The sequence below is a fragment of the Vibrio sp. JCM 18905 genome (genome assembly GCF_055393305.1).
The window spans coordinates 1,395,676-1,408,461 of the sequence record NZ_AP043880.1 but is presented as its reverse complement, the minus strand read 5'-3'; the positions used below and the strand labels follow the sequence as shown (position 1 = coordinate 1,408,461).

Genomic DNA, 12,786 nt, shown 5'->3' with positions numbered 1-12,786 from the left:
TTAGGGGTATATGAACTTAAACATGATTAAGATCACTAGCATAAATTGATCTAAAACAAGGCCAATTTCGGTCACTATTTCATCTATTCAATTCACTATTAATATTAACGATAGATCTCCGATTCTTATTTGGAATAGCTCCTCACAACGCTGCTAATAAAAACGAATATGGAGATAACACCGTGAGCATAAAACACTGGATGAGCGCACCTATCGCGGTTGCGACCTTATTCGCCAGCCAATTATTTTTGGTTGGTGCTCCTTTGGCGGCAGAGGATACTGGTCTCATAGAGCCTCGCAATGATACCTTTGAACAAAACCATCCTGACCAATATCACTCTTGGAAAGCCACATCGGAAAGCGAGCATATTGAAGATGCCTTAAGTGAAGACCCAAACATGGTGATCTTGTGGGCTGGTTATGGTTTTGCTAAAGACTACAACAAAGCGCGCGGTCACTTTTACGCGCTTGATGATGTGAGGCAAACCCTCAGAACTGGCGCACCAGTAGACGAAAACTCCGGGCCAATGCCGATGGCTTGTTGGAGTTGTAAAAGCCCAGATGTCGCCCGCGTAATTGAAGAGCGCGGTGAAGACGGCTATTTTGAAGGTAAATGGGCGCGCTTGGGCTCAGAAATCGTCAACCCTATCGGTTGTTCCGACTGCCACAATACGGGTTCTGAAGCCTTCAAGAAAGGCGAACCCGCACTGGCACTGACTCGCCCATACGTCGAGCGTGCTTTTGACACCATCGGCAAAAATTTTGACCAACAATCTCGCTTAGATAAACAAGCGTCAGTCTGCGCTCAATGTCATGTCGAGTACTACTTCACAGGTCCGACTAAAGCAGTCAAATTCCCATGGGACATGGGGACCAACGTCGCTGATATGGAGAAATACTACGACGCGTTGAACTTTAAAGATTGGACGCACGCCGTTTCTAAAGCACCAATGCTTAAGGCCCAACACCCAGGTTTCGAAACTTGGAGAGCGGGTATTCATGGCAAAAACAAAGTAGTGTGTGTGGACTGTCACATGCCTAAAGTAACCAAAGAAGACGGTACGGTATACACCGACCACAAAGTGGGTAACCCGTTTGATCGTTTTGAAGACACCTGTGCGCAATGCCATACTCAAACCAAAGAGCAGCTACAAGGCATCGTTTCGACTCGCAAAGCGCAAGTACTAAACATGAAGCTAACCGCCGAGAAGCAAATCGTAGCGGCGCACTTTGAAGCAGGTGCAGCATGGGAAGCAGGAGCAACAGAAGCAGAGATGCAACCTATCCTACAAGATATTCGCCATGCACAATGGCGTTGGGACTACGCGATTGCTTCTCACGGTGTTCACATGCATGCTCCTGAGGTAGCACTTGAAGTACTCGGTACCGCAGTTGATCGCGCTGCTGACGCTCGTACTAAGTTAGTTCGTTTACTGGCAACAAAAGGTATTACTGACCCAGTTCAAATTCCAGATATCTCGACCAAAGCAAAAGCGCAACAAGCACTAGGTATGGATATAGAAAAGATGAACGCAGATAAGAAACACTTCCTAGAAACGGTGGCACCAGAATGGGATAAAGCAGCTGCTGAGCGCGAAGCAACGTACTGATCAGTATCGATTACACTAGGTTAAATGGATAAAACGAAGGGCGCACGTTGCGCCCTTTTTGTTTGATAGAAGGCATAGGAAAACAGATTAGCGACGAGGAAGTCTCGGCCTAGGCTGAATATGTGGACGTGTTTTAGGCATCTGCACATTTGGGCGTGTAACTGGGCGCTGGATCTTCGTTTCCGGCAATGCTTTTCTTTGTAGAACCTTTTCTTTCACGGCTTTATCTTGTAAAGCCGTAGGCTCGATGCGCTCGGGGCGGTTCTCCCACTTGGTTTGAATCTCCTGCTTTTGCTCGTCAGGCAGCGATTGCCAATGATCGTCAAGCTGTCGCTTCATGTTATCGATATTGGCGGACATATCATCGTCTTTCCAATCTTCGACTTTGTCTTTGATGGATTGCTGTTGCTCTTCATCCAAGCCATTCCACCACTCTTCTAGTTTCTCTTTGTATTCATCGTCGTTGTCGCAACAACCCGGATAGTAATAAATCCAGTAGTCGTCATGATCGTACCACCAAGGTTCGTAATAACCGGAAGAGTAATAAACCGTAGGTGAGGTGCCAGAATGTTCGGAAGAGCTACAACCCACTAACACGGAGCCGCACAGCACCACCAATATTCCGAACGCTTTATTCTTCATTCGTCCCCCACCTTTCTTCTACTACTTATTGGAGTCTACGCCTACAACAACTCTTTCGCTTTATTGATCGAGTTAATAATTTGTACTCGATCCAAGCTTGGATCGTTCGAGTCGAGTAATAGCACCCAAGTATCAATGGCTTCCTGAAAGCGGAATGACAGAAAATGATCATTGGCGATCAACGACAAAGCCGCTTCATTATGCGGTTCTATCTGCAAAGCTTGTTCTAGAAGCAAACTGACTTCTTGCGTCATTGATTGCTGGTGAATGTAGTATAAGGTCGTCGCTTTCGCAGCAAGTTGCGTGGCACCGACTGGCTCAGTTAGTTGGATGGCGTAATCAAAACAAATCAGTGCGCCATCCAATTCTCCCTCTAGTAGGTAGCCCTGCCCTAGCTGAAACCACAATTCGGCATTGTTTGGGTCTTCACGCAATTGGTCTTGAATTTCCTGCATGATATCGCGAGCAGTCATCATTCGAGAGACTTCAGCTTGAATAGGTTGTGGAGGAGATTGACGCAACAATAAGAAGCTAGCGCTGGTTAACACTAGTACCAAAGCACAAAAACCGAACCATTGTGCCGCTCTTACTCTTGAAGCGCTGAGCGATAATACGACGACGAATAATCCCATCAAAGTGATGGCAATGAAAAACCAAACAGACATAACGCGCTCCCAAGACAAACTGAGTATTAGTGTACTGGTTTAATGCTTGTATTGCGTTGATAGAGGTACAAAAAAGCCGAGCAACTGAGGCTCGGCTTTTCACATTAGAGTAGTGACGAAAGATTACTCTTCGTTACCTTCCTCTGCATCATCAGCGGCTGGCGCTTCTGGAGTATCTTGCTGCGTATTTTCGTCTGTTGACTCTAACGCTTCTGCTTCTTCCCCAGCAGGCAGCTCTTCTTCATCAACTTCTTCAATACGTTGCAAACCAACAACAGATTCGTCTTCCGCAGTACGGATAAGCGTTACACCTTGCGTGTTACGACCAACCTGGCTAACTTCACCCACACGAGTACGTACTAGCGTACCAGCGTCGGTGATCATCATCATTTCATCACCTTCAACAACCTGGATAGCACCAACTACCGGGCCGTTTCGCTCAGAAACTTTGATAGAAACGACACCTTGAGTGCCACGACCTTTTGTCGGGTACTCACTCAGCGCTGTACGTTTACCGTAACCGTTTTCTGTAACTGTTAGGATGTCGCCTTCGTGTGAAGGAACGATAAGTGATACAACTTGGTCATTTTCAGCCAGTTTCATACCACGCACACCAGAGGCGGTACGACCCATAGGACGAACACCTTTAAACTTGATCTCTGGCTGACCATTCTCATCAAGAACTGGCTTACCATTTTCGTCAAGTACTGGAATTTCTTCTGCTTCTTTAAAGCGAACCACTTTACCCGCTTTAGAGAACAGCATGATTTCGTTTTCGCCGTTAGTGATATCCACACCGATTAACGAATCGTCTTCACGTAGGTTTACCGCAATCAGGCCATTTGAACGAACATTTGCAAATTGGTTCAACGGCGTTTTCTTAACCGTACCGTCACCTGTTGCCATGAAGATGAATTTGTCTTCAGAGAATTCATCAACACGCAGAATCGCGGTAATGCGCTCACCTTCTTCTAGTGGAAGGATGTTCACAATTGGCTTACCACGAGCAGTGCGGCTCGCTAGAGGCAATTGGTAAACTTTCAGACGGTATGTTTTACCGCGAGTAGAGAAACACAAGATGTTATCGTGGGTATTCGCCACTAGAAGACGCTCGATATGGTCTTCATCTTTCATCTTGGTCGCACTCTTACCTTTACCACCACGGCGCTGTGACTCGTAGTCGCTCAGTACTTGGTACTTAACGTAACCACCGTGCGATAGAGTAACCACAACGTCTTCACGTGCGATCAGCTCTTCCATGTCGATATCATGGCTCGCAGCTGTGATTTCTGTACGACGAGCATCACCAAAGCCGTCACGAACCGCTTCAAGTTCTTCGCGGATCACTTCCATCAAACGCTCAGTGCTTGCAAGGATATGCATGAGCTCAGCGATTTCTTCTAGAAGTGTTTTGTATTCGCCAAGAATCTTCTCGTGTTCTAGACCTGTTAGTTTGTGTAGACGAAGATCTAGGATAGCTTGTGCTTGTTGCTCAGTCAGGAAGTACTGACCATCGCGAATGCCGTATTGAGGTTCTAGCCATTCAGGGCGTGCTGCATCTGTACCAGCACGCTCTAGCATTGCTGAAACGTTGCCTAAATCCCAACCACGAGCGATAAGACCCGCTTTTGCTTCAGCCGGTGTTGGCGCCTTACGGATAAGCTCAATGATTTCATCAATGTTGGCAAGCGCTAGCGCTAAACCTTCAAGGATGTGGGCACGTTCACGCGCTTTACGTAGTTCGAAAATAGTACGACGAGTCACAACTTCACGACGGTGATCAACGAAGCACTTCAACATATCTTTCAGGTTGAATAGCTGTGGTTGGCCATTGTTTAGGGCCACCATGTTGATACCGAAAGTGGTTTGCAACTGAGTCTGAGCGTATAGGTTGTTTAGAACCACTTCGCCCACAGCGTCGCGCTTACATTCAATAACAATACGCATACCGTCTTTATCTGACTCGTCGCGCAGTGCACTGATGCCTTCAACTTTCTTATCTTTAACTAGCTCAGCGATCTTTTCGATCAAGCGAGCTTTGTTTACCTGGTATGGGATCTCAGTGACGATGATGGTTTCTTTACCATTCTTCTCCACTTCGATGTCCGCTTTCGAACGCATGTAGATTTTGCCGCGACCTGTTTTGTACGCGTCTACAATGCCTTTACGACCGCTGATCAGCGCCGCCGTTGGGAAATCAGGACCAGGAATGTAATCCATTAGTTCATCAATAGTGATTTCTTCATTATTGATGTATGCAAGACAGCCATCGATCACTTCGCCAAGGTTATGAGGCGGGATGTTGGTTGCCATACCTACTGCGATACCTGAAGCACCGTTAACCAATAGGTTTGGAATTTTAGTTGGAAGAACCGCTGGGATCTGCTCAGTACCGTCGTAGTTTGGTACGTAGTCTACGGTTTCTTTGTCTAGGTCAGCCAATAGTTCATGGGCAATTTTTGCCATTCGAACTTCGGTGTAACGCATTGCCGCAGCAGAGTCGCCATCGATCGAGCCAAAGTTACCTTGACCATCGACCAGCATGTAACGAAGCGAGAACGGCTGAGCCATACGTACGATTGTGTCGTACACAGCACTATCACCGTGTGGGTGATATTTACCGATTACGTCGCCGACAACACGGGCTGATTTTTTATATGGTTTGTTCCAATCGTTGCCTAGTACGTTCATCGCGAATAAAACGCGGCGGTGTACTGGTTTTAGGCCATCACGCACATCTGGAAGAGCACGACCCACGATGACTGACATCGCATAGTCTAGATATGAACCTCTAAGCTCATCTTCAATGTTTACGGGCGTGATCTCTTTAGCTAAATCGCTCATAGAGCCATTATCCCTCTATTATCTGATCGTAATTACGATACGTGTAAGGTGCAAAAATATAACACACAATTCATCACTTCGGCATCACTTTCCCTCTCCTTTTATCAGGTTGTGAGCTTGGTTATGAATCAAATGTCGAGAATTTGCACACTCATCCCATATCTTTCTGATTAGTGGTTATATTTCGGTCAATATTGAGCAAAATCGGACTCTTTACGCGGAAAAGCGAGGTAAATTCCTTTAACCACACAACGCGAAAATGCAGGTTTTAGAGTATTGTCACTGGCATTAGTTCAAGGATGAACCAAAAACAATAGCTAGCGCTTTCAAAATTACAGGAACCTGTCGCGTTTGCCGCGCCAGTGAACTCTGTCATTGTCCCTTCACTAAGCACATCGAGGTTGTTTGGGTATAAAACGTTGGAGTATACTGACGCCCTCTAAAGGACTCAGATTGAATGCAATAAAACCAATTATGACTAAAGCACAAAACGTCGACCCAAGTGAAATTAAGAAATTCGAGGACATGGCTTCTCGATGGTGGGATTTAGAAGGCGAGTTTAAGCCACTTCATCAAATTAACCCCCTTCGTTTGAACTATGTACTTGAAAAAGCAAATGGCTTGTTTGGCAAGCGCGCACTTGATGTCGGCTGTGGTGGTGGCATTCTTGCTGAAAGCATGGCGAAAGAAGGCGCTATTGTTACTGGGCTTGATATGGGCAAAGAACCTTTAGAAGTCGCACGACTACATGCATTAGAAACAGGTACTCAACTGACCTACATTCAGAGCACAATAGAAGACCACGCTATAGAAAACGCAGGGACTTACGATGTCGTGACTTGTATGGAGATGCTTGAACACGTTCCAGATCCTCTCTCCGTTATCCGCTCTTGTGCTGCGCTAGTCAAACCCGGTGGTCACGTGTTTTTCTCAACCTTGAACCGAAACATCAAGTCATACTTGTTTGCTATTGTCGGTGCAGAGAAGCTTCTTAAGATTGTTCCTGAGGGGACTCACGAGCACGAGAAGTTTATCAAGCCTGCCGAAATGATGAAGATGATAGACCAAACAGACCTAACAGAAATGGGCATTACAGGCCTGCATTACAACCCTCTAAATGACAGCTACAAACTCGGTCGTAATGTAGATGTAAACTACATCGTTCATACTAAAAAATACTGAACGCTATTAAGTTAAAAAATGTGTTTTGTGATTGACATTTTTTGTAGAAAATGAATCGAAAGCGGTAGCACAAAGTTGCCGCTTTTTTTGTCTTTTTATGCCTAAAATTCGTGCTCTAGATTCCATTTTAACCAACCTATTTTTCGTAGATAAAAACGGCCAAAGATCAAGGAAAATATTTTTGCATGCGGTTATTTCTAAACCGATCTCAAAACCGTGCTTTTAACCATTCAAGTCTGCCCTTTTCTCATCGGTTAGTGTTCACTTACTGATTTTTTTCATTTTGTCAGTTATCCACAAGTCATCCCCGATCTGTACCTTGATAAATCAGTGTAATAGCACTATCTTGTAACCCGCAAACAAATGAACCCCTATATGTTGTGTTTAAGCGACAATATATAGATAGACTTTGATCACAAAGCCGCCGCAAGCTTTACTCATATTGCACATAAACAAACAAAAATACGGCTTTTATCAGTTTTCTTAGGGAAATAAAGCAGAATGAACCAACAACTTACCGTCACCAAGCGTGATGGCCGTAAAGAAAGTATCGATCTGGATAAAATCCACCGCGTTATCACTTGGGCTGCAGAAGGTCTAGATAATGTTTCGGTTTCTCAAGTAGAACTTCGCGCTCACATCCAGTTTTACGACGGCATCACAACGACAGATATTCACGAGACAATCATCAAGTCTGCGGCAGACCTGATCTCTGAAGAGACTCCGGATTACCAATACCTAGCTGCTCGCCTAGCGGTATTCCATCTGCGTAAAAAAGCGTATGGCCAATATGAGCCACCAACGCTTCATGATCACGTGTCTCGCCTCGTCGATATGGGTAAGTACGATCAACATATTCTAGAAGACTACACAAAAGCAGAACTCGACGAACTTGATGCGTACATCGACCATAAACGCGACCTAAACTTCTCATACGCGGCAGTTAAGCAGCTAGAGGGCAAGTACTTCGTACAAAACCGTGTAACGGGCCAAATTTACGAAAGTGCTCAGTTCTTATATATCCTTGTAGCAGCGTGCCTATTTGCGAAATATCCAAAAGCAACGCGTCTTGATTACATCAAGCGTTTCTACGATGCGACATCGACATTTAAGATTTCTCTACCTACGCCAATTATGTCTGGCGTGCGTACCCCTACTCGCCAGTTCAGCTCATGTGTTCTGATTGAGTGTGGCGACAGTCTTGATTCTATCAACGCAACAGCAAGCTCGATTGTTCGTTACGTATCTCAGCGCGCTGGTATTGGTATCAACGCTGGTCGTATCCGTGCATTAGGTTCAGAGATTCGCGGTGGTGAAGCATTCCACACTGGCTGTATCCCGTTCTACAAATACTTCCAAACCGCAGTAAAATGTTGTTCGCAAGGTGGTGTTCGTGGTGGCGCAGCGACTGTATTCTACCCAATGTGGCACGGCGAAGCTCGCTCTCTAATGGTGCTTAAAAACAACCGTGGTGTTGAAGAGAACCGTGTTCGTCACATGGACTACGGTGTTCAGTTAAACAAACTGATGTACCAACGTTTAGTTGAGGGTGGCAACATCACACTATTCTCACCTTCAGACGTACCAGGTCTATACGACGCATTCTTCGAAAACCAAGAAGAGTTTGAACGTCTATACGTGAAGTACGAGAACGATCCTTCAATCAAGAAAGAAACGGTTAAAGCGATTGAAATGTTCACTCTGCTAATGCAAGAGCGTGCATCAACAGGTCGTATCTACATTCAGAACGTGGACCACTGTAATACTCACAGCCCATTTGATTCTGAAGTAGCGCCAGTTCGTCAATCGAACCTATGTCTAGAAATCGCACTGCCAACGAAGCCATTAACTAACGTTGAAGATGACTCGGGCGAGATCGCACTATGTACGCTTTCTGCCTTCAACCTTGGTGCTATCAAGTCTCTAGATGATTTCGAAGAGCTATCTGATCTTGTTGTTCGTGCGCTAGATGCACTGCTTGATTATCAGGATTACCCTCTACCAGCGGCATACAAATCGACGATGAACCGTCGTACGCTAGGTGTTGGTGTGATCAACTTCGCTTATTACTTAGCGAAACATGGCGTGAAATACTCTGACGGTAGCGCAAATGGCCTGACTCACCGTACGTTCGAAGCAATGCAGTACTACCTACTAAAAGCATCGGTAGAACTGGCGAAAGAGCAAGGCAAGTGCCCTTCATTCGACGAAACGAACTACGCGAAAGGCTTACTGCCGATTGATACGTACAAGAAAGATATCGACCTAATTTGTGACGAAGCGCTGCACTACGACTGGGACAGCCTACGTAAAGAAATTATGGAGCACGGCCTACGTAACTCAACACTGACTGCGCTAATGCCGTCTGAGACCTCTTCTCAGATTTCAAACGCAACTAACGGTATTGAGCCACCACGTGGTTATGTTTCAGTAAAAGCTTCGAAAGACGGTATTCTGAAGCAAGTTGTACCTGAGTTCACTGAACTTAAAGACAACTATGAACTGCTTTGGAACATCGGTTCGAACGACGGTTACCTACATCTTGTGGGTATTATGCAGAAGTTTGTTGACCAAGCTATCTCTGCTAATACTAACTACGACCCGTCACGTTACGAGACTGGCAAGGTACCAATGAAGAAACTGCTTCAAGACCTGCTAACAGCGTACAAGTTTGGTGTGAAAACGCTTTACTACCATAACACTCGTGATGGCGCAAAAGATGAACAGAAAGACGCTGTTCAACCACAAGATGACGATTGTGCTGGCGGCGGTTGTAAGATATAACTGGTGTGTTTTTATATATGTAACATTTTTTGTGGTTAACTAAAAAATGTTTTTATTAAACAATTACTTATAATGGCGTCCTTGTGACGCCTTTTTTTATTTTAAAGTGAAAATATTTCACGCCACTTGAATATGTAACATTTAAGATATAACCTAAAACCCATAAGGATATTTCACCTTACATGGATATGTAACATCGCTTATGAGATACAAAGTCAAAAACATTCGTCACCCTAAATATGATAATCAACTCCTTCCAATGCTGGTTGATACCGAGGATTGCGACTGCCCACTTCCATCGGCTGCGCTATGGGGATTCGATTTGTGGCATAGCAAACCGCTAAATACAGTAAAAGCGCGATTACGTGACTTAGCTGTTTTCTATGAGTATGTCGATAGACATCATCCCTCATTTTTCGAAGATGCCGCAGCCATTAAAATTCTCAGCCATCGGCAAATTACGGCTATAAGCTCAGCTCTATTAGTGAATTACAATTACACTGTTGATGATGGTGTAGTGGTCAAACCGTCCACCTTTAATCGTCGAATTGACTCTATATCACAATTTTTAAGTTTTCATTATTCTCGTTATGTTAATAGATTGAATGACTTGGAACGTATGGATGACCGACAAAAACATGTTTTTGCGATGATCGGACGGTTTAGGAAAAAACGCTACTCCAAGACAGAGATAGAAATCCATACGAACCAAGCTAAGTCATTATCAGTCGAGGAAGTGAACATAATTAGGGATATTGTAAGACCCTCGACTATAGACTTTTTTAATGAAGTAAACCCTTTTAGCCCAGAACTTCAAAGAAGAAATGCTTGTGCGATTCTATTACTCATTGAGCTAGGTTGCCGTGCTGCTGAGCTAGTTTTAATTAAAAATAACGACGAGCATCTGAAACTAACAACCAATCCAACTGTGGTGATTACCACAGAAGATAAAAACAGTAAAAGTTTTCGGGGTCGAGCAGACGGAGCTTCGCATAAAACCTTAGGGCGAGAATTGCCCATATCTCAAGGTTTGTCGAACTTACTTATTGATTATATTGAAGAAGATAGACCTAAGCTACGTAAACCATTTAATGATCAATTAACAGACTACCTATTTGTAAGTAAATCAGATGGGGGAGCAATGACTACCGATGGGCTATCATATTTGATCGACAGCCTTTATCGAAAAATGCCTGAACTGGTTAACACTATTCATCCTCACCGCTTACGAGTTACTAAAGGGATTGAAGTTCGCGATGCCGTTGATAAAGATTATGAAGGTTCCAACTCTCCAATGACTAAATCGGGAGATATGCAAGATACATTAACGACTTGGGGCGGTTGGTCTTCAACCAGTAATATGCCTAAGCACTATACAAAAGGGCTTCTACAAAGAAAGCTATCTGAATATTTAGCAAAGAGTGAATAAATATGGGGCATGCGGCTACACAATATTTATCAGAAGATTCATTTGATCCTTATTCTCAAGTATATGATTTCGTCTCAAGCTTAAATGGTGATTGTGACCCTTTCCCATCTCAGATTGAAACTTATTTTGGACAAACTGTTCAGTTACGGGATCTAAGCGGACGTTTGTTGAATAGAATTCAGCTAATCAACGTAGGTAAAGGCCATGATTTTTATAACTTAAGTGATCATTATTCTGGCGATACTTACCTCGACTACATCGCTGCTAAATGTTGGATAGATACAGCAATTGAAAGATCTCCAGCTTCAATTAATCATATCTCCGAAGGTTTTAACGTATTACAAGGTATTAGCTTTACCGAAGATACCTACTCAAATGAAAGAAAATTTGCGAAAGAACTAGGCAGAAAACTATCTTCAGTTATCCTCAAAAATAAGGATAATCAGCGAGCTTTCTTATCTATTAGACAATTTGTTAAGTACGGTATCGCCAATGATTACTGGGGCTTTACAGATGAGTTAGAACTAAAAGTTTCTGAAGTCGCGGTTAAAGCGATTGGACGTAAAGAGCGCGTATCTATGTTAGATCATGAATATGGCCCCTTCACTCGCTCAGAAATTTCTCAAATAACAACAGCAATACAGGATGAAAAAGTTAAGACTGAGTTTCGCGTTTTAGTTGGATTAGCCAAAAGATTTGGACTTAGACCTATACAACTAGCTTTACTACGTGAAGACGATATTTATTACGATAAAAAGAAGCTAGCTTGGTATATTCTGATCCCACGAGTAAAGGGGCGTGCCGCACAATTGCGTAGAACCGAAGGGAACTTTACTGTTCGCGAATTGCCAGTAGAGTTAGCAGCAGAGATTAATCAATTAATTCAAGACCATTCCAACTTAGTTGAAATGGATGCAGACGGTAAAGAACTTCCGAGACCATTATTTAAAGCAAAAAAAGTTAATAGTGAATTCTTAAAACATAAGCTATTGGCTCCTTATGCATGGCATGTCAACTCAAAAAGAATCACTTCCACATTTGGCATTGAAATTCCTCAACTATTGCAATTAAAGTCTGTGTATTGCAGGGATGAAGACGGTAATCCTTATCCACTTAAAATGAACGCCTATCGTTTCCGTTATACGTTAGGCACTCGCATGGTGATGGAGGGCAAGACACCTGAAGAAGTTGCGTTAGCTCTAGACCATTCAACAACCGCATCAGTACAGCACTATTTTAAATACAATCAAGATCTTATTGATTTTATCGATGATACGTTTGAAGTATCTACTGCTCTAAAAAATGCCGCTTTACGATGGCAAGGTTATTTTATCGATGAAGACGATAATCTTGAAGGTAGCCTAATTCGTGTATCGGATGTTCTCTCTATTGGGAAGTGTTTAAAAAAGACCTTATGTGAATATCATCCAACAGTGAGTTGCTATGGCTGTAGCCGCTTTAGACCCTTCAAGGACGCTAATCATCAAAAACAACTAGAAGTAATCGAGAAAGAAGTCGAATTTGTCAAAAATAATTCAACAGGAGCGGTTCAACATCAGTTAAGCGAAGCATATGAAGGTGCTTTACAAATTGTTGAAGCTCAAAAAATTATGAGGGGTGAAAAATAACG

General features: G+C 43.6%; 8 protein-coding genes. 5 read left to right on the top strand and 3 right to left on the bottom strand.

The annotated features are described in order from the left end of the window. Positions 1-200 precede the first annotated feature (200 nt). Positions 201-1,610 (top strand): ammonia-forming nitrite reductase cytochrome c552 subunit, encoded by a 1,410-nt coding sequence (gene nrfA, locus ACZ5ZC_RS23150; protein ID WP_464932391.1) that lies wholly within the window; start codon positions 201-203, stop codon positions 1,608-1,610. Positions 1,611-1,697: 87 nt separating this feature from the next. On the opposite strand, the gene ACZ5ZC_RS23145 is transcribed toward nrfA, so the two are convergent. The 3 genes from ACZ5ZC_RS23145 to gyrA form a co-directional block, all read right to left on the bottom strand. Beyond that, on the bottom strand, positions 1,698-2,252 hold the full coding sequence (locus ACZ5ZC_RS23145; protein WP_054867923.1) for a hypothetical protein: 555 nt from the start codon (positions 2,250-2,252) through the stop codon (positions 1,698-1,700). 41 nt (positions 2,253-2,293) lie between these two features. Then, positions 2,294-2,917, bottom strand: coding sequence for a TPR domain-containing protein (locus tag ACZ5ZC_RS23140; protein WP_006743142.1), 624 nt, complete (start codon positions 2,915-2,917; stop codon positions 2,294-2,296). A 123-nt stretch (positions 2,918-3,040) separates the two neighbouring features. Continuing rightward, positions 3,041-5,761 carry a DNA topoisomerase (ATP-hydrolyzing) subunit A gene (gene gyrA / locus ACZ5ZC_RS23135; protein WP_085343492.1) on the bottom strand — a complete coding sequence of 907 codons (2,721 nt, stop codon included), beginning with the start codon at positions 5,759-5,761 and terminating at the stop codon, positions 3,041-3,043. A gap of 474 nt (positions 5,762-6,235) precedes the next feature. Here gyrA and ubiG point away from each other — a divergent pair, with 474 nt between their 5' ends. The 4 genes from ubiG to ACZ5ZC_RS23115 all read left to right on the top strand — a co-directional run bounded on the left by ubiG (position 6,236) and on the right by ACZ5ZC_RS23115 (position 12,784). Then, positions 6,236-6,943: a bifunctional 2-polyprenyl-6-hydroxyphenol methylase/3-demethylubiquinol 3-O-methyltransferase UbiG gene (gene ubiG / locus ACZ5ZC_RS23130; protein ID WP_031780424.1), complete on the top strand. Its 708-nt coding sequence runs from the start codon at positions 6,236-6,238 to the stop codon at positions 6,941-6,943. Between the two features lie 501 nt (positions 6,944-7,444). Continuing rightward, complete coding sequence (gene nrdA, locus ACZ5ZC_RS23125; RefSeq protein WP_006743144.1) at positions 7,445-9,727, top strand: class 1a ribonucleoside-diphosphate reductase subunit alpha; 2,283 nt, start codon at positions 7,445-7,447, stop codon at positions 9,725-9,727. Between the two features lie 202 nt (positions 9,728-9,929). Then, positions 9,930-11,156 carry a tyrosine-type recombinase/integrase gene (locus ACZ5ZC_RS23120; RefSeq protein ID WP_078231369.1) on the top strand — a complete coding sequence of 409 codons (1,227 nt, stop codon included), beginning with the start codon at positions 9,930-9,932 and terminating at the stop codon, positions 11,154-11,156. A 2-nt stretch (positions 11,157-11,158) separates the two neighbouring features. Beyond that, positions 11,159-12,784, top strand: a complete 1,626-nt coding sequence (locus ACZ5ZC_RS23115) for a site-specific integrase (protein WP_078231368.1) — start codon at positions 11,159-11,161, stop codon at positions 12,782-12,784. Positions 12,785-12,786 lie beyond the last annotated feature (2 nt).

Bases quoted from the DNA above. Each gene is read 5' to 3' on its own strand.
- ACZ5ZC_RS23120 (WP_078231369.1), top strand. From the start codon at position 9,930: ATGAGATACAAAGTCAAAAACATTCGTCACCCTAAATATGATAATCAA.
- ACZ5ZC_RS23140 (WP_006743142.1), bottom strand. From the start codon at position 2,917: ATGTCTGTTTGGTTTTTCATTGCCATCACTTTGATGGGATTATTCGTC.
- ACZ5ZC_RS23145 (WP_054867923.1), bottom strand. From the start codon at position 2,252: ATGAAGAATAAAGCGTTCGGAATATTGGTGGTGCTGTGCGGCTCCGTG.
- gyrA (WP_085343492.1), bottom strand. From the start codon at position 5,761: ATGAGCGATTTAGCTAAAGAGATCACGCCCGTAAACATTGAAGATGAG.
- nrfA (WP_464932391.1), top strand. From the start codon at position 201: ATGAGCGCACCTATCGCGGTTGCGACCTTATTCGCCAGCCAATTATTT.
- ACZ5ZC_RS23115 (WP_078231368.1), top strand. From the start codon at position 11,159: ATGGGGCATGCGGCTACACAATATTTATCAGAAGATTCATTTGATCCT.
- nrdA (WP_006743144.1), top strand. From the start codon at position 7,445: ATGAACCAACAACTTACCGTCACCAAGCGTGATGGCCGTAAAGAAAGT.
- ubiG (WP_031780424.1), top strand. From the start codon at position 6,236: ATGACTAAAGCACAAAACGTCGACCCAAGTGAAATTAAGAAATTCGAG.